14 protein-coding genes are annotated in these 18694 nt (G+C 57.8%); all 14 read left to right on the top strand.

The genetic code is table 11. From position 1 onward, the window contains the following. Positions 1–65: 65 nt before the first annotated feature. The 14 genes from GSQ81_RS06380 (at position 66) to GSQ81_RS06320 (ending at position 18674) form a co-directional block, all read left to right on the top strand. Positions 66–926 carry a glycoside hydrolase domain-containing protein gene (locus GSQ81_RS06380; protein WP_158909797.1) on the top strand — a complete coding sequence of 287 codons (861 nt, stop codon included), beginning with the start codon at positions 66–68 and terminating at the stop codon, positions 924–926. A gap of 126 nt (positions 927–1052) precedes the next feature. Beyond that, the gene (gene tldD, locus GSQ81_RS06375; protein WP_158909796.1) at positions 1053–2495 is read left to right on the top strand and encodes a metalloprotease TldD; all 1443 of its coding nucleotides are present in this window, start codon (positions 1053–1055) and stop codon (positions 2493–2495) included. 74 nt (positions 2496–2569) lie between these two features. Beyond that, a complete protein-coding gene (locus GSQ81_RS06370) occupies positions 2570–2878 on the top strand; it encodes a hypothetical protein (protein WP_158909795.1) in 309 nt (102 codons plus the stop codon). Positions 2879–2984: 106 nt separating this feature from the next. Then, positions 2985–4364, top strand: a complete 1380-nt coding sequence (locus tag GSQ81_RS06365) for a TldD/PmbA family protein (RefSeq protein WP_158909794.1) — start codon at positions 2985–2987, stop codon at positions 4362–4364. A gap of 163 nt (positions 4365–4527) precedes the next feature. Then, complete coding sequence (locus tag GSQ81_RS06360; protein WP_158909793.1) at positions 4528–5895, top strand: excinuclease ABC subunit C; 1368 nt, start codon at positions 4528–4530, stop codon at positions 5893–5895. 131 nt (positions 5896–6026) lie between these two features. Further along, the gene (rpe, locus tag GSQ81_RS06355) at positions 6027–6701 is read left to right on the top strand and encodes a ribulose-phosphate 3-epimerase (protein WP_158909792.1); all 675 of its coding nucleotides are present in this window, start codon (positions 6027–6029) and stop codon (positions 6699–6701) included. A gap of 90 nt (positions 6702–6791) precedes the next feature. Beyond that, positions 6792–8510 carry an outer membrane protein assembly factor BamD gene (locus GSQ81_RS06350; protein ID WP_158909791.1) on the top strand — a complete coding sequence of 573 codons (1719 nt, stop codon included), beginning with the start codon at positions 6792–6794 and terminating at the stop codon, positions 8508–8510. Between the two features lie 485 nt (positions 8511–8995). Next, positions 8996–9100 (top strand): translocated intimin receptor Tir, encoded by a 105-nt coding sequence (locus tag GSQ81_RS19790; protein WP_216846387.1) that lies wholly within the window; start codon positions 8996–8998, stop codon positions 9098–9100. 54 nt (positions 9101–9154) lie between these two features. Next, entirely contained in the window at positions 9155–10444 is a 1290-nt protein-coding gene (locus tag GSQ81_RS06345; RefSeq protein WP_254060036.1) for a GRP family sugar transporter, read from the top strand. A 244-nt stretch (positions 10445–10688) separates the two neighbouring features. Continuing rightward, on the top strand, positions 10689–11711 hold the full coding sequence (locus GSQ81_RS06340) for a LacI family DNA-binding transcriptional regulator (protein WP_158909790.1): 1023 nt from the start codon (positions 10689–10691) through the stop codon (positions 11709–11711). Between the two features lie 95 nt (positions 11712–11806). Further along, positions 11807–12667 (top strand): inositol oxygenase family protein, encoded by an 861-nt coding sequence (locus GSQ81_RS06335; protein ID WP_174237934.1) that lies wholly within the window; start codon positions 11807–11809, stop codon positions 12665–12667. Positions 12668–12920: 253 nt separating this feature from the next. Continuing rightward, the gene (locus tag GSQ81_RS06330; protein ID WP_158909789.1) at positions 12921–13688 is read left to right on the top strand and encodes a 5-deoxy-glucuronate isomerase; all 768 of its coding nucleotides are present in this window, start codon (positions 12921–12923) and stop codon (positions 13686–13688) included. Positions 13689–14131: 443 nt separating this feature from the next. After that, complete coding sequence (locus GSQ81_RS06325) at positions 14132–17626, top strand: TonB-dependent receptor (protein ID WP_254060035.1); 3495 nt, start codon at positions 14132–14134, stop codon at positions 17624–17626. 103 nt (positions 17627–17729) lie between these two features. Next, the gene (locus GSQ81_RS06320) at positions 17730–18674 is read left to right on the top strand and encodes a metallophosphoesterase (RefSeq protein ID WP_254060034.1); all 945 of its coding nucleotides are present in this window, start codon (positions 17730–17732) and stop codon (positions 18672–18674) included. Positions 18675–18694: the final 20 nt, after the last annotated feature.

The raw sequence follows: 18694 nt of genomic DNA, 5'->3' as shown, positions 1-18694 counted from the left end.
GAATTGCAAGGTAGCATATGGCCTCGTATCTTCAGTTAAGGCTTTTTCAACGTCTCATCTATTACATGCGTCTTCTGATCACGGGTCTCGTCCTCTCCACTCTCGCTGCCTTTGCCAGCGCTCAGCAGCCCTCATCTGCTAATCGTCAGCAATCAGACGCTGCACACGCATATCTAGGCTTCGATCTCAACGACTATCCCGGCGATCAGGCGCTCCCAGCTCTGCGGCAACACTTTTCCTTTACGGGATATTGGCTCAACACTCCCCCCGGCGATCGGCAGAATAGCTGGCAGGGCAAACGCGACATCATCCTTCGCAACGGCTTCGGATTTCTTGTGCTCTTCAACGGACGGCTCGATACCGAAATTACGAAGGCACAGAAGTCCGGCACCGCTCCCGCCGCACTCGGCAAAAGTGACGCTGCCGCCGCCATCGCCGCCGCTCGGCGCGAACATTTTCCACTTAACGCGATCATCTTTCTCGATCAGGAGGAAGGTGGACGACTTCTGCCGGAGCAGGCAGACTATCTCTTTGCATGGACGGAGGTTATAGCTCGCTCCGGCTATCGACCTGGCGTGTATGGCAGCGGCCAGCTCGTCAACGAGGGACATGGACACACCATCACCACGGCGCAGGACATCCGCAGTCACGTCGCCGCACAGCATCTCCACGAGATAGCGCTGTGGGTGGTGCAGGACGGGTGTCCGCCTTCGAATGGCTGTGTTTTGAATGCTTTACCGCTTGCTGCCAGCGGAACTCCGGATGCCATGGTGTGGCAATATGCTCAGTCTCCGCGGCGCAAATCCCTCACTGAGGCCTGTGCGCAGAGCTACGGCCGAGACGGCAACTGTCACGCTCCGGGCGCTCCCGATCTCTCGATCGACCTCAACACTGCAGCTTCGCCTGACCCGTCCCATGGTCGATGAAACCACCTAAACGGAGTTTTACCGGTTACACTAAATCAAATGTAACCATTCCAGTGCTATTTTACTGGTTACATGTTGACTGCCGTCGTTTGCCGCCCTTCCCCCGGGAGCCTACAATGAAATAAGATGACAACCCCCTCCGCAGACCACAAGCGTTATTTCATCGAAAAGCTGGGTATCTCCGAACGCCTGATGGAACGGTGTCTTGGGGAGGCGCTCTCTGCGGGTGGAGAGTATGCAGACCTTTATTTTGAGTCGGTTACGTCGACCTCTCTAGGAATCGACGAGTCGCTGGTCAAGTCCGCCAGCCAAGGCATCAGCGTCGGTTGCGGCATCCGCGTTCTGAGCGGCGAGCGCACCGGATTCGCCTATACCGACGACCTCTCCAGCGACCGCCTCCTCAAAGCCGCCCGCACTGCAGCCTTGATCGCCAGCGGCCCGGCGAAGGAGTTGGCTCATGGGTTTACGCATACCGAGACGCCGACGCTTTACCCTGTTGCCGGAGCTACCTCCGACGCCGAGATCTCGGAAAAGCTCAAGCTCATCCAGCGCGCCGATAAGGCTGCTCGCGCCTATGACTCGCGCATCGTGCAGGTTCGCGCCGGGTTCAATGATGAGCTACGCCGCATCCTTGTAGCTGCCTCCGATGGCACCTTTGCCAGCGACACGCAGCCGTTGGCTCGGCTTAATGTTTTTGTTATTGCGAAAGACGGCCCCAACACTGCGCGCGGTACCAGCGGCGGCGGCGGACGTGTGGCTCTTGATTTCTTTGAGGGCAAAAAGAGCCCTGAGTTTTATGCCCGTGAGGCTGCTCGCACCGCCATGTTGCAACTGGGAGCGGTCGATGCTCCGGCTGGCGAGATGGAAGTTGTGCTCGGTCCCGGCTGGCCCGGCGTTCTGTTGCACGAGGCTGTAGGGCATGGGCTCGAAGCCGACTTCAACCGCAAGGGCACATCTGCCTTTAGCGGTCTCATCGGTCAGCAGGTTGCGTCCAGCAAGGTGACGGTGGTCGACAACGGCACGATGCCCAACCGGCGCGGGTCGTTGAATGTGGACGATGAAGGCACGCCGACACAGGAGAACGTGCTGATCGAGAACGGCATCCTCAAGGGCTATTTGACCGACAAGCTCAGCGCCCGTCTGATGGGGACGACGAGCACCGGCAGCGGACGCCGCGAGAGCTATCAGGCCATCACCATGCCACGCATGACCAACACCTACATGCTCAACGGCGACGACATGCCCGAGGACATCATCAAGAGCGTGAAGCGCGGTCTTTATGCCGTGAACTTCGGCGGCGGCCAGGTGGACATCACCAATGGCAAGTTCGTCTTCTCGGCCAGCGAGGCCTACCTGATCGAAGACGGCAAGGTGACGCAGCCGGTGAAGGGCGCGACGCTGATCGGCAACGGACCGGAGGCACTGAAGTACGTGTCGATGGTGGGGAACGATCTTGCGCTCGATGAGGGCATCGGTACCTGCGGCAAGAACGGCCAAAGCGTTCCTGTCGGCGTAGGTATGCCTACCGTGAAGCTCGACCGCATGACGGTCGGCGGTACCGGCGGATAAAGTTTGATTTTAATTTTTATATCCCATGGAATCGAACCCATGCGTACCGCACAAAGCAACAATTGAGGTGAATCATGGCAGTCGAACGCGAAAAGTTTTATGAGTGCGAAGTGAAGCGTCGGCGAGTCAAAGCCACCGGTGGCTACGAGCCGTTCTGGAAGGTGAAGATGATTGCCGATGCTCTCATCGATAACGATACGGAGTTCCGCTGCAAGAGCTGCGGTGGTCCGCTCAAGGTGTTTCGCCGCAATGTCGAGAATGCGCCACCGCCACACGTCGAGCACAAGCTGAAGAGCGACTCGGAATACTGCGCGGCTGGTCTGCATTTCCTCAAGGCCACCGATGGCCGTGAGGCGCGTCCGTCGCAATCGCCTGTTCACTAAGTGTTTGTGGTTGAACTAAACAAAATACAGGGGTCTCGCTCCGGTTGAGATGACCTGTTTTTGTTCTGGCAGAATGATTGAAGATGCACTCAAGAGGAACTGACCATTGCAAGCTGAACAAATTGCTTCCGACCTGAAGAATCTTGCTTCGGATGTTCTTGCCAAGGCGCTCAAGACGGGCGCGACCGATGCTGAGGCCGTCGTCTATGAAGGCGATGAGTTTTCCGCGCTGGTTCGTCTCGGGCAGGTTGAGACGCTGAAGGAGTCGGGCTCGCGGGCCATTGGCTTGCGCGTCTTTGTTGGTCAGAGGACGGCGAGCACGTCTTCGTCGGATTTTTCGGCGGAGTCGATTGAGCGGCTGGTGGATGGTGCGATTACGCTGGCGAAGATTACCAGCGAAGATCCGTTTGCCGGTCTGCCTGAGGCGCATGAGTTTGGCAAGATCGAAGAAGATCAGCACCTCTACTTCGAGGACGTCAACGAGATGCCTCCGGCGGATCGCATCGAGACGGCGCGGCGAGTAGAAGCTGCTGCGATGGGCTACGACACGCGCATTCAGAATTCCGGCGGCGGCGACTTCGATACGGCGACCTCACATAAGATCCTGGTCAACTCGCGTGGCTTTGTAGGTGAGTATCGCCGCTCGTATTGCGGCTTCTCTGCGATGCCGATTGCGGTGGATGAGAAGGGCGGAATGCAGCGTAATTACTGGTACTCGGCTGCGCGGACGACGCGCAAGCTGGAGTCGCCGGAGGAGATTGGCCACGAGGCGGCGCGGCGGACGCTGGCGCGGCTGGGAGCGCGGCAGGTGAAGACGCAGAAGGCCCCGGTAGTGTTTTCGCCGGAGATTGCGCGGTCGATTATCGGCAACATCTTCGAGGGGGCCAATGGCGATTCGATCTATCGCAATGCCAGCTTCTTTTGCGATCAGCTTGGGCAGCAGGTTGCGGGAGAGAACATTACTGTCGTCGATGACGGCACGATGATTTTTGATGGTATCGGCGGGTTTGGGACTTCTCCTTTTGATGGCGAGGGTCTGCCTACGCGGCGAACGGTTCTGGTGGAGAACGGCATTCTGAAGAACTATGTTTTGAATACCTACACTGCCAAGAAGCTGGGGATGAAGTCGACCGGGAATGCTTCGCGTGGGCTGGCGGGAAATCCGGGGATTGGTGCTGGGAACTTTTATCTTGAGCCGGGTACACTTACGCCGCAAGAACTGATTGGCGATGTGAAGAGCGGGCTTTATGTGACGGAGACGATGGGCTTCGGCGTGAACCTTGTGACGGGTGATTACTCGCAGGGAGCCAGCGGCATGTGGATTGAGAATGGCGAGCTGGCTTATCCGGTGGAAGAGATTACCATCGCTGGAAATCTGAAGGACATGTACAAGAACATCGTTGCGATTGGGAATGATCTTGTCTTTCGCGGGTCTAGTGCGGCGCCTACGATTCGGGTTGAGGGGATGATGATCGCCGGGGCTTAGAGAGGTTCTCCTCCAGATATGTAGTATTGGTGATTCGGGCAAAACGCAGATTCCCTTCGGGAATGACAAACAAAGAAACCTTCCCCTGATTTGCTGTTTTCTATCCGTGCGCTCGAGGAAATGAAATCGGCGCGGGGCCGATTGAAGAAACTACAATCCGGGGGTGGGATTGAGTTTTCATTTCGAACATGTTGTTGACTTCGCGCCGGAGCGGGCAGAGGAAATTCTGCGGGCTGTGCCTGCGTTGCCGGGCGTGTTTGCGCTGTGCGGCGCGCGCGAGGGCGATGAGCCTTATCTGACGCGCACGGCTGATCTGCGGCGGCGGATGAGGCGGCTGCTCGATCCGCCGGAGTCGCAGTCGAAGCGGCTCAATCTGCGGGACAAAGTGGCGCGGATTGAATATTGCGTTACCGGCTCTGACTTTGAGTCGTCGCTGGTGCTGTATGACGCGGCAGTGGCGCTGTTCGGATATGCCGAGGCGCGGCGCAGGCTGAAGCTGCATACTCCTTATTTTTTGCGGTTGACGATGGAGAATGCGCATCCGCGGGTCTATGCGACGAACCGACTGTCGAAGCGCGGGCTGGCGGAGATGTATGGGCCGTTTCCTTCGCGGGCGGCTGCGGAGCGGTACTGCGATGCGGTGCTCGATCTGTTTAAGCTGCGGCGGTGCTGGGAGGACCTGGAGCCTTATCCGGAGCATCCGGGGTGCGTGTACGGGGAGATGAAGAAGTGCATGGAGCCGTGTAAGCAGGCCTGCACGCCGGAGCAGTATGCGGCTGAGGCTGAGGCGGTGAAGGCGTTCTTCGACACGCGCGGCGAGAGCAGGCTGGCGGCGATCGAGTTGGAGCGGGAGCAGGCTTCGGCGGAGATGGAGTTTGAGAAGGCGGCGGCGCTGCATACTCAGTGGCAGAAGGTAAAGGCTGCTGCGGCGCTGGCGGATGAGATGGTGCAGCCGGTTCCGAAGCTGCGGGCAGTGATCGTGCAGGCTGCGGCGGTGGAGAAGGAAACACCGGAGCAGGCGGCGCTGTTTTTGCTGGAGGGTGGATGCATTGCCGGGCCGGAGCGGCTTTCGACGCTGGGGGTAAGGGTGGTGAAGGAGCAGACGAGCGTCGGCTCCTCGTTGTTTGCACAGCCGCTGATGTTGCAGGCGGTTCCGCTGGAGGGGGAGGCAGGTGCGCCTGCGGACTCGCCTGAGGTGAGGGCTGCGGCGGTGCTGGCTTCATTGGAGGCTAAGGTGGGGAAGGCCAGTGATCTGGCGCTGCTGAGCGATCATCTTTCGCTGTTCAAGCGATGGTATTACAGGCCGGAGAAGCAGCGGACGGGCGAGGTTTTTTTGCCGAATGCGGATGGAGGGTGGCCGGTGCGGCGGATTCTGCGCGGTGCGGCCAGAGCGGCGCTGGGCGAGCCGAAGAAGATGGCCGAGACGCAGCGGGAGGCGGCCAAGGGGGCGAAGGTGAAGATTCTGCATGAGGGCAGGGAAGGCGTGGAGCGAGTGGTTCTGGTGGCGGAGAAGAGAGAAAAGATCGAATAGAGGAGTCTCGGGGGTTGAGTGGAAACCCATGTCCCAGAATCGGGACATGGGGCACCCGGTTTGTTGAGGAGCATGATGGAGAAGCAGATTGCGGTGGCGCTGGTAAACTGGCTGGCAGGAGCGAATTCCTTTTGATTGAACTGGCATTTTCGATATTGGCGTCTGACTTTGCGCACCTGGCCGATGAAGTGGCGGCGGCGGAGCGGGGTGGCGGGACCATCGTCCATGTGGATGTGATGGATGGGCATTTCGTGCCGAATATTACGTTTGGGCCGCCGATGGTGCAGTCGTTGCGGCGGGTGACGAAGCTGCCGCTGGACTGCCATCTGATGGTCGAGAATCCGGATGCGTTCATTCCGGCCTTTGCCGAGGCGGGGGCGAACATGGTGAGCGTGCAGCAGGAGGTTTGCCGGCATCTGCATCGGACGCTGCAACTGATTGAACAGCATGGGATGAAGCCGGGAGTCGTGATCAATCCGGCGACGCCTGTGGATACGTTGATCGAAGTGCTGCCGATGGTGCACTATGTGCTGGTGATGAGCGTGAATCCGGGGTTTGGTGGGCAGAAGTTTCTGCCGCTGGCGCTCGAAAAGATTGCGTATCTGGCCGCGGTGCGCAAGGAGATGGGATTAGGTTTCCGCATCGAGGTGGATGGCGGCGTTGCTCTCGATACGGTGGCCCGCGTGGTCGACGCAGGAGCGGATATGCTGGTGGCTGGCTCGGCCATCTTCAGCCCGAAGAAGACGGAGCAGAATGCGCGGAAGTTTTTGAAGGTAGCCCGTGCGGCCGCGCCGAAACAAAACTAGCCACGACCTAAGGGACAAGGCTGACAGGAAAGACTAGAATAGAAGGCAGCCTGTGCGCCGATGCGCGAGGCTTATGGGGTACACCGCAGGATGAGTGAGCGTTCCTTTTTTCCAAGTTTGAAGGCCAGTGCGCTGGCCGGGGTGGCGGTAGCGGTATTACTGACGTCTTCAATGGTTGCAGGGGCACAGGTGACGGGCTCGTCGCAGACGACGACCGACGCCAATGGGCAGCAGCAGGAGAGCGTGACGCTGTCGGCCTCGGACAGCAAGAAGCCCAAGGAGAAGAAGGAAAAGGTCGTGGTGTCGAAGGACACCAAGAAAGAGCTGCGGAAGCAGAAGGCGCTCACTCCGATTGCGGAGCAGGACGCGAAGTTGCCCGATAAGGCGCTCTATGACAAGGCTGTGATTGCGACCAAGAAGGGGCACTTCGACGTAGCCCGACTGGACCTGCAGACGTTGTTGAATACCTATCCCGATTCGCAGTATCAGATGCGGGCGAAGCTGGCGATTGCCGATAGCTGGTACAAGGAGGGCGGCACGGCGGCATTGATGCAGGCCGAGAGTGAGTACAAGGACTTCATCACCTTCTTCCCCAACGCTCCTGAGGCCGCCGAGGCGCAGATGCGCGTGGGCGATATCTATTTCCGGCAGATGGACAAACCGGACCGTGACTATACGAACGCCACCCATGCCGAGGAAGAGTACCGGCTGATGCTGCAGCAGTTCCCGGAGTCGGCGCTGGTGCCTCAGGCCAGGCAGCGTCTGCGCGAGGTGCAGGAGGTGATGGCGGAGCGCGAGGCGGAGATTGGAGATTTTTACGCTTCCCGTGCTGCGTGGCCTGCGACGATCGCCCGCTATCAGACGGTGGTGGACACGTATCCCGAGTACAGCCACATGGACGATGTGCTGGTGGGACTGGGAGACGCTTACGAGGCTGAGGCGAAGTACGTCCGCTCGATCCGTCTGCCCGAGGCCGCGAAGGCACGGCTGGAACATATTTATGACGACCAGGCGGCAGATGCTTATCGCAAGGTGGTGCTTGAGCACTCGGCTTCGCCGCACGTAGAAGATGCACGCGACCGGCTGGCGGCGATGGAGCTGCCGATTCCGAAGCCTACGGCGGAGCAGGTGGCGGCGAGCGAGGCGTTGGAGAACAGCCGCTCGGGCTACAACCTGAAAGAACGGGCCAGGCTGCTGGTAATGCATACGCCGGATACGGTGATGGCGGCCCATGCCGGCGATCCGTCGCTGACCGATCCCAAGGCGACTTTGGCTCCGGATGTTACGCGCAAGATTATCTCGGACTTCAATACCTCGATGCATCCTGAGACCGCGACGACCCCGGCGGCCAAGCCGGCGTCGGCTGCGACGACCGATGCTGCACCGGCGGATGAGGCTGTAGCCCCTGCGGCACCGGCTGCTCCGCTGGCGTTCCATGATGTTCCTACGGCTGCTCCGGGTGCGGACAACGGCTCTGCGGTGCAGACGAGCGTTCCGGGGGCGACCAGCAATACATCGTCGGGAACTGCCTCAGATTCGATGGGCGTGGAGATTGTTTCGCCTTCCTCGGCCCCGAAGCCGGATGGCGGGTTGAAGGCGGTAGGGCCGACGAACAATACACCTCTGCCTGCGATCGAGAAGGCCGGGGATTCTCCGATGCAAGCGAACGACATCAAGCCGGGAACGCAGCCCGCGGCGCAGGCCCCGAACGCTAAGGGGAAGAAGACGAAGCCTGGGTTCGACAAGTCAGATGAGTCGTCGAGCAAGCACAAGAAGAAGAAGGGTCTGGACAAGCTCAATCCTTTCTAGGAGTTGATGAAGTAGCAGCAGAGAAAGCCCTGGATGATCTCCAGGGCTTTTCTGTGGGGGCTGGGTTTGGAGAATCGTGCAGGGAACGGCGAAATACGGGGGTCTCTCCACTGCGCGCTGCGCCCCGGTCAAGATGACGTGCATTTATGGTTAGGGTAAGCTTCGGGGCGGGCTAGATAACAAAGCCTTCTGCTCATTGGGATATGCGTGAAGCTCTATTGACATGCTTTGCTGTGGCATGTACGTTGGCTGCAACGTAACCGCTTACTTATTGGCTAGTTTGAGGCAGGGGATTGTTTTGACAGTGCCGGTGGCAGATTGTGCATCCGGAGAAAGAACTGGCGACGGCAAGAAGAACGGCGAAATACAGGGGTCTCCGCTGCGCCGCAGGACGACGCCGCGTGGCTCCGGTAGAGATGACGTTTCTATAGGTTTTGATGGCTGGTTCGAGTTTTCAGGCAGGTTCGAAGGTGGAGGGTTTTGCGATGGGTTTTTGGCGCGGCGTGAGGACGATTGTGACCGATAGTCACTTTCTGGTGCCGTTTTTTGTACTGCTCGCCGGGATTGCCCTGCTGGTGGCGCTGCACTAGATAAAAGTCCCGGCCATTTTTGTAAAAGATGCTCAATTGAACGTGGAGAAGTGTGTGGGAAGCGTGGTAACCAAGAGGCAAAAAGATGGGATGTCGCTGCATGGCCTGGGCGTGGTCTGCGGGCTGACGGCGGGAGTGTGGCTGGGCGCGGCGGAGGCCCCGACGAAGCTGGTGAACGCGGGGTTCTCCCCGTTTGCGATCTCGCTGTGCATGGTGGCGGGGGTGTTTACGGCGCGGTGGACGTTTCCGACGCTGCTGAAGGGAACGAGCTACGTCTTCGCCGATCTGTTTGCGAAGAAGCACCTGATCGTTTGGGCGCTGCTGGCTGGGGCGCTGTGGGCGGTGGCGAATACGCTGACGGTGTTTGCGATTCGCGATGTGGGGCTGGCGGTGGCGTTTCCGCTGTGGAATACGAACTCGCTGATCGGGCTTTTGTGGGGACGGCTGCTGTTCCGCGAGCTTGAAGGAGCGAGCGCGAAGAACATCGGCAAGGTGGTGCTGGGGACCGCGGCCATTGTGGCTGCGGCGGTGATGCTGGGCTTCAGCACGCTACATGGCGGGACGGCGACCGGCCACAATGCGGTGGGAGGGATATTAGCTGCCGCTGGTGCGAGTTTGATGTGGGGGACGATGTATGTTCCTTACCGGAAGGCTTATCTGAGCGGCATGAATCCGCTGTCGTTTGTGACGGCCTTTACGGTGGGGGAGCTGAGCACGGTGTTTGCGCTGACGCTGGCGCTCGATGGCGGACTGCACTCGCCCTCGTTCCAGTTGTTCCATCTGCGGGGAATGGTCTTCTGGCTGTTTCTGGGTGGTTTTGTTTGGGTGATTGGCGATTTGTTTCAGCAGTTTGCTACGAAGTATGTCGGCATTGGCCGGGGGATTCCGCTTTCGAACACGAACCAGCTTTGGGGATTGGCGTGGGGAGCGCTGGTGTTTGGGGAGCTGGCGGCGGCGGACCATCGGCATAAGCTGCTGGTGGTGACGGGATCGGTGGTGATGATTCTGGGGGCGCTGGCGATCAGTACGGCGGTGGCGTCGGCGAAGGAGCAGACCTCGACCAATGAGGCGGTGCTGCGGGAGTGCGAGCGCTATGGGCTGGACTATAACCGGACGATGATGGCGATGGCCGGCGAAGAGTTCAACACGCGCAACGAGAAGCGGCGTTGGTGGGACTATGCGATCATTGCCGCGGCTACAGGCGTGTTTATCTGGCTTGGAGTGAGGGCGGTCGTGCCTCCGCTGGCGATGAATGTTCGCTGGATTGCTGCCCTGGGTGCGGTGTTGCTGCTGAGCTTGATTGTGGGGACCTGGAGCTTGTGGAGAAGGACTCGGTTTTCTTAGGGTTTGGAGTCGATGGGGAGGAAGGCGTGCCCCAGGGGCTAAAGCCCTTTTCCTCTGCTGAGTATTAGAGAGCCAAGGCTGAAGCCTTGGCGTACCTAGAGGCAAGGGCAACCGCAAGAGCAATTGCAACGGCGAGAGCAAATGCAGCGGCAAATGCGGGTAGGTGGTTTGGTTTTGACCTGAGATCGTTCAGGATGGCTGAGTTTGGGTATGCTTCAGGTGTGGAGAAGTTTCAGGAGCGGACATGGCTGTAAGGCTGAAAGATATTGCGCGTGATTTGGGAGTGTCGGTCGTAACCGTGTCGAAGGTGTTGCGGGGCAATGCCGATATCGGAGAAGAGACGCGGAAACGGGTGTTGAAGCGCATGAAGGAGCTGAACTATCAGCCCAACATGATGGCGCGGGGGCTGGCCAGCGGGCGCACCTATACCGTGGGGCTGGTGGTGCCGGACCTGGTGCATCCGTTCTTTGCCGAGTTTGCCAAGTCTCTGAGCGGCGTTTTGCGAACGAGCAAGCGGGCTTTGATTCTGGCTTCGTCGGAGGAAGACCCCGAGGTGGAGCAGCAGGAGATTCGGACGCTGCTGAGCCGGGGAATCGATGTTCTACTGATCGCATCGTGCCAGGCGAGCCTGCGTAATTTTTATGAGCTGGGAGATGTACGGACTCCGTACCTGCTGTTTGACCGGAACTTTCCTCATCTGGCGGCGCACTTTGTCGGGACGGACGATGTGAAGGTTGGCGAGATGGCTACGCGGCACCTGATCGAGATTGGGCGGAAGCGTATTGCACATATCGGCGGGAAGAACACCAGTCCTTCGTTCGACCGTCTGCGCGGCTATCGGAGTGTGATGGCGGAGCATCGGCTGATCGTGCCGGAGAGCTATGTTCTGGTGCGGGAGCGAGTGGAAGAGGCGGGCGATACTGCGGGGTTTCAGGCGATGCAGGAGCTTCTGCGGCTGAGCCCTCGTCCGGATGCGGTGTTCTGCTACAACGACCTGACCGCTATCGGAGCGATTGAAGCGACGCTGCAGGCAGGGTTGCGGGTGCCTGAGGACATTGCGTTTATTGGCTGCGGAAACCTGCGCTATGCGGATTATCTGAGGGTGCCGCTGAGCTCGATCGACCATGGGACCTCTGAGCTGGGACGGGTGGCGGGAGAGTTTGCGCTGGATCTGTCGGCCAAGCCGGAGCAGTCGCCGCGCAGCGTTCTGCTGGAGTCGACGCTCGTGGTGCGGCAGTCTTCCGTTGGCGCTGCCGCTGTGAAATAAGTAGAAGATTCCACTTGCCATCGCGGCATTTTCAGGGCTACTATAGTTAGCGGTAACGCGAGCCGCGGATTTTTCGCGCCGAAGAGGAAATTCCTATGGCAACGACAGCAATCTCGAACGACGCCCCGCTGAAGGACATGGATGAGTGGGATGAATTTTTAACCGGGCGCTATCAGGAAGGCAAGAGCGAGGACGAGTTCCGTCAGTATGACGAACATGCGACCCCCGGTGTCGCTGAGTTCTATCGCCTGAATCACCTGCACCAGAGCTTTGACTATGTGATGGCGAAGGAGAAGGAATACTTCAGCTTGAACAAAGGCGAGAAGAGCATCTGGGAGGCTGCGGAGTTTCTGAATACGCTGGTGGACGATAGCGATCCGGACACCGATCTTACGCAGATCGAGCATCTGCTGCAGACGTCGGAGGCAATTCGCAAGGACGGGCATCCGCGCTGGTTTGTGCTGACAGGATTTATCCACGATCTGGGCAAGGTGCTGTGCCTGTGGGGCGAGCCGCAGTGGGGCGTGGTGGGCGATACGTTCCCGGTCGGTTGCGCTTACTCCGACCAGATCGTCTTTCCGCAGTACTTCAAGGCGAACCCCGATATCAACAACGCGCTGTATCAGACGAAGTACGGCATCTACGAGCCGAACTGCGGACTGAGTAAGGTGCACCTGTCGTTTGGGCACGACGGCTATATCGGCGAAGTGATGAAGAACTACATGCCCGAAGAGTCGCTCTACATGCTGCGCTATCACTCGTTTTATGCGGCGCACCGGCATGGCGCGTACCGCCACCTGATGAGCGACCACGATGTGAAGATGTTTGATTGGGTGAACAAGTTCAACGTGTATGACCTGTATTCGAAGGGACATACGAAGCCAAATCTGAAGGAGCTGAAGCCTTACTACGACGATCTGTTTGCCGAGTTCTTTCCGGCGAAGATTGCCTGGTAACGGAGACCTTCCCCGAGTTTTCACTGAGCAGCCCCGAGATTGCGAGAGCTTTTTCGGGGCTATTTTTTTTGACCTTTGCAGGTGATTGTTGGAGCCGGGTTGGGTTAAGAACAAACAACTGCAAGAGCAACAGCGAATACAGGGGTCTCTCCACTGCGCTTCGCTCCGGTCGAGATGACGTAAGTTAGTGGCTGGGTTTGGTTGAGATGACGTATAGACGAGATAGTGGCGAGAGCCGGAGAAGGACGAGGCGATGTCGAAGCGTTTGATTGGCGGTACGGCTGGTTTGAAGGGGCGGAACATCTTCATCTCTCCGAGCAACAGCTCGATGCGGGAGATGAGCTATGGGCGGATTCGGCTGGATGCAGAGCAGAGCCGCGTGAGATTTACGAATGACGGGCAGGAGACGGGGCTGGTATGCCTGAGCGGCGCGGCTACGGTTACGGTCGGAGAGCAGCACTTTGAGCTGGGGGCGAAAGATGCTCTGTATGTTTCGAAGGGATTGCCGGTGACGGTGGAGACTACTGCCGCGGTCGACTTGGTGGAGTGCTCTGCTGTGGTGGAGGGCGAGTACCCGGTGCAGTTCGTCCCCTATGCCAGCGTGAAGGCGAATGAGAAGCTGCACTTTGTGGCGGGCAATGAGAGCTCGAAGCGCGAGATCAATATCATGCTGGGGACGAATGTGCAGGCGGGGCGGTTGGTGGTGGGGGTGACGAGTTCGCTGCCGGGCAACTGGACGAGCTGGCCTCCGCATGAACATGCGGCGATGCTCGAGGAGATCTATGTGTTCTTCGATATGCCGGAGCCTGCGTTTGGGCTGCAACTGGTATACACGGACGGGATCTCAGCCGCCGAGGTGGAGGTGGTGCGCGATGGGGATGCCGTGCTGTTGCCGGAGGGATATCACCCGAATGTGGCGATCCCCGGCAGTGAGCTGAACTTTGTATGGATGATGGCGGCGCATCGCGAGGTGGTGGATCGTCAGTGGGGCGTGGTGACGGTGGACGCTCGATTTGCCTAAGTTGTGATAATGATCTGGTGAACCGGACCTGGGCGCTGCGTATGTTTATGGCGGCGTCATTGGCTGTTCACTTTCTATTCACATCAAAACAGCATGATGGAGTTTATGCGCTTCTGAGCAATTTTCAGGTCGTTTTAGTTTTCGCTAAACAATATGGTTTTTCACTATTAAGTATATTGTTTTGAGTAGCTTGTCTGTGTTTTTCTGGAATTTACGTTATCGGTTCCGTTAGCGCATTTTGGTTGACAGGTGTTCTACGGGGTGCGTAATGTTCATTTCGGTTGAACAAGGCAGTACGTTGTGAAGCGTAAACGCGGATGATGCCGCTGCGCTGGTACCACCCAATGAAGTTCATTTTTTCCGAGAAGGCAGGACAGATGATGCAAAGTATGCAAGCAGTGAGCCCGAATTGTTCGGGAAGCGGATTTACGAGAACACGGTTGGTGGCGCAGACATGGGGATGGTTGCCGCTGGTGCTGGCGATTCTGTTGCTCTTGCCAGCGCTCCAGTGCTATGGACAGTTTGAGTCGGCTTCGGTGCTCGGCTATGTCAGGGACACGACGAGCGCGGCGATACCGAACAGCAAGGTGACGCTGACCAACGTTGCAACGAGCATTCAGCAGACCGCGACGACGGACGCTGAGGGCCGCTATGAGTTTTCGAGCGTGCAGATCGGTTCGTACAAGGTCGTTGCCGAGGCGCAGGGCTTTCAGCAGACGCAGACGCAGGCCTTCACGGTGACCACCAACGCTCGTCAACGCGTGGACCTGGCGCTGAAGGCTGGATCGGTTGCCGAGACGGTGACTGTGTCGGCTGCACCGACGGCGCTGGAAACGGAGACAAGCTCACGCGGCCAGGTGATTGGGACGCGCGAGGTTGAGAACCTTCCTCTCAATGGCCGGTCCTATGCTGACCTTGTTCTGCTTGCTCCTGGTGTGCGTAAATCCGCGCTGGAGAACCAGACGGCATCGAGCCGCGAGGGTTCGTTCAATGTGAACGGCCAGCGCTCTGCCTTCAACAACTTCCTTCTCGACGGTCTCGACAACAACAACTACGGCACCTCGAACCAGGGCTTCGCGAATGAGAACATTCCGCCTTCGCCTGATGCGGTGAGTGAGTTCCGCGTTGAGACCAGCAACTACTCCGCTGAGTATGGCCGGGCTTCGGGCGCGGTCATCAACGTGTCGACACAGCGCGGCACTAACAAGTTTCATGGCAAGGGATATGACTATCTCCGCAATACGAACCTGAACGCCATTGGGCCATTTCAGCCGGCAGGCGGGATCAAGCAGATCTTCATCCGCAACCAGTTTGGCGGAACGTTCGGCGGGCCGATCTACAAGGACCACACGTTCTTTTTCGCGGACTATGAAGGGTTGCGTCAGATCTTCCGCAACCAGGTGACGACGGTGACGCTGCCCAATGCGGAACAGCGCCAGGGAATCTTCCTGTTCCACTACAAAGACCCATCGATTGCGCCGACACCGATTACGCTGCAGAACCCGGTTACTGGTGCGGTCTTTACGTCGGGGAACATCTCGTCACAGGCGACGCCGTTTGCTCTGGCTGTGATGAATGCGCTGCCAGCCAACAATGCGACCTCTGTAACCGGTGGCGGTCCTGGTGCCGTTGCCTATGACACGATTGCCAACAACTATATTGCTTCGCCGCGCGGCACGATTCAGGATGACAAGGGCGATGCCCGGGTCGATGAGACCTTCAACCAGAAGTGGAGCATGTTTGCCCGCTACAGCGAGCATCGCGGGACCATCTTCGATCCTCCGACGGTGCTGGGGCGCGCGGGCGGTAATGGCAACTCGAATGTTCATCTGCTGAACCGCCAGATTGCAGGTGGCACGACATGGATTATTTCGCCTACCAAGCTGCTCGACATACGCTTTGCTTATACGAAGAACCAGGGTGCGAAGACGCCTTATGGGCAGGGAGACTCCTCGCTGTTGACGGAAAACGGCATCACCAATGGTGTGCCAACCGATAAGAGCATCGTGCGCGATCTTAATGCGCAGCAGGTCACGGGCTTTACACAGTTTGGAGCACAACCTTCTAGCCCGCAGTTTCAGAACCCGACGATCTATGACCCGAAAGCCAACTTTACGTGGGTTCGCGGGCGGCACTCGATGAAGTTCGGCTATGAGTATCAGGCGGTCAATACACAGGTCAACGACTTCAACCCGAGCTACGGACAGGACAACTACGCGGCTGGTTATGCAGCCGTTCCGGTCTGCACGACACCTCCTGCGGCTCCGGTGTCGCCTTGCGTGGCATCGAATCCGTCTGACCCTGCACAGGGAAGCAGCGCGGCTGCTCAACTTTCGCAGGCGGCAGACATGGCCGACTTCCTCTTTGGCAATCAGTCTTCGTATTCGCTGACGAACTATACGGTGGTGAACCTCCGGCAGCGGTTCAACTTCATGTATGTGCAGGATGACATCAAGGTTTCGCCCACGCTTACGATCAATGCAGGGTTGCGGTATGAGATTGCGACTCCGCAGTGGGAGCGCGATAACAAGCTCGCGAACTTCGATCCGACGACGAATACTCTGATTCAGGCGAAGAACGGCAGCGTCTACGACCGCGCGCTTGTACATGTGCCGATGAAGAACTGGGGACCGCGCTTCGGGTTTGCCTGGAGCGAATCGCCGAAAACGGTCGTTCGGGGCGGCTATGGCATCAGCTATACGCAGTACAACCGCGAGGGCGGCGAAAACAACCTGACTTACAACGGGCCGAACGTCGTCAACGCTTCGATCAACAATCCAACGCCGACTATGACCAACCGTTGTGTCAACGACACGCAGGACCAGACGGCTTGCTTCCGTCAGATGCAGCAGGGCTACGCAGTTGGGCTAACGAGTCCTTCCAACTTCGACCCGAAGAAGGTGACATCACGTTATATTCCGAAGAACTTTGAGACGGGTTATGTGCAGAGCTATTTCTTCGGCTTCCAGCGGGAGCTTCCGTGGGGATTGGTGATGGACATCGCCTATGTCGGCAACAAGGGCACGCACCTTCAGGTACTCGCCGACTATAACCAGGCTGCGCCTTGCCTCAATGCAGGTGGAGCAGGCTGCGCGACCTACCAGTCGCGCCGTCCGGTGACGACATTTGGCGATATCGAGATTGCTTATGGCGGTAACTCGTCTTCCTATAATTCGCTGCAAGCTAAGTTGGAGAAGCGCGTCGGCGCGCTTTACTTGCTGAACTCGTTTACGTGGGGCCGTGCATTCGACCTGGCTTCGGGACATCTCGAGACCAGCAACGGCGATAACTCCCGCGTGAACTTTGCAAATCCGCGCAATGACTATGGCCCGTCGGGTTATGATCAGCCGATCAACAACACGCTTTCGATTGTGTATGACCTGCCGTACGGTCATGGACGCAAGTTCGGAGCTAACTCAAACTTCCTGATCAATGCAGTTCTTGGTGGATGGCAGACTACGGTCATCAATACATCGACAAGTGGATTGCCTTTCAATCTGAACTACAGCAGCTCTGCCAATAATCCGCTGTATACGTCCGATCTGGTGACTCTCCGCCCACAGTTGACGATGGCTGGTGCGAAGATCAAGAACCCAGGCTCGAAGCAGATCAAGACGGCCACTTCGTTGAAGGGCTATCTGGATGGAACGTATCTGGCGGTGCCATCGGTGGCGTTAGGAAATACGAACGCTTATGGCAATGTCTCGCGTAATAAATTTCGTTCCTTCGCGTACTTCGATACGGATTTCGGTCTTCACAAGGCGTTCAATCTTTGGAATGAAGCCTCCAAGCTGGACTTCCGCGCCGAGGCCTTCAACGTGCTCAATCAAGTGGATTATCAGGCCCCTGACAGCGCGATCACCGATGGAGGCTTTGGTGCCATCACAAGCGCTTACCCCGCACGACAGCTTCAGCTTGCAGCCAAGCTGATCTTCTAGTGGGTTAGGTGTACGGAAACTGGAAATGCTTCGGCACCGTCCTCTTCAGGGCGGTGCCGAACCTAACTGAAGGCATTGATGTCGCAAAGAATGGAGTTCAGGTTTGAAGATTGATCGCCGCGCGTTTGGCATGATGGGAGCATCGGCGCTGGGTACGCTTTGGACGCAACGAGGATGGAGCGAAGTAACGCAGGCAGCATCTCCTTCCAGATTTCACTTTGCGGTTGTGGCAGACCCACATATCATCGACGAATTTTATGTGAAGGGAACCGAGAACGGCGTGGAGGACAATGAAAGCATCCTTCACACGTCAGAGCGTCTCATCTCGGCGCGAGAGCTGATCAATTCACTCCATCCGAAGATCGAGCAGGTCTTTGTTGCAGGAGATTGTTTTCATAACTACCCCTCTGCGGATTACGATTTTTACTTCAAGAACAAGACACGCATCGACAATGCGAAAGAGATCTTCGATGGCTTTCAGATGCCGGTGCACCTGGGCTTTGGCAATCATGACTATGACGTTCCACGAGTTTCGCGGGAGATGTCTCATCGGCTATTCGCTGAAAAGCTGAAGGCAAAGCCGTATTCGTCGGTTGACTACAAAGGCTTTCGGTTTGTGCACCTTAATAACTTTCTGGGAGCGAGATGGGATCGAAACTCGCCTCAGTTCGACAAGCGGCTGGGTTCGCTTGGGGAAGAGCAGCTTAATTGGTTTGAAGGGCTTCTGAATGATCGCAAGCCTACCATTGTGTTTATCCACTATCCGCTATGGCTGGTGGATGCAACGGAGGTGCGTGACTATGGTTTGCATCCGCTGCTTAGAAAGCATAGCGATACGATCCAGATGGTGATTGCGGGGCATTGGCATAAGTGGGTGGACTTCGCCCATACCTATGGGCCGCAGCATTACGTTACGGCAGCTACTCGCTACGATGCTAATGCCTATATGTTGTTTGAGGCGGACAGTCGCAACCAGAAACTGCGATGGATGAATGCAGATCTGGTGGAGTGGTCGACGCATTACAGCAAGCCCTACCTGGTTGGATAACAAACGCATCACGGGACAGA

The organism is Granulicella sp. L56, from assembly GCF_009765835.1.
In the GTDB taxonomy this organism is placed as follows: domain Bacteria; phylum Acidobacteriota; class Terriglobia; order Terriglobales; family Acidobacteriaceae; genus Edaphobacter.
Note: the sequence above shows the minus strand (reverse complement) of the source record. Positions and strands in the feature narration are given on the sequence as shown.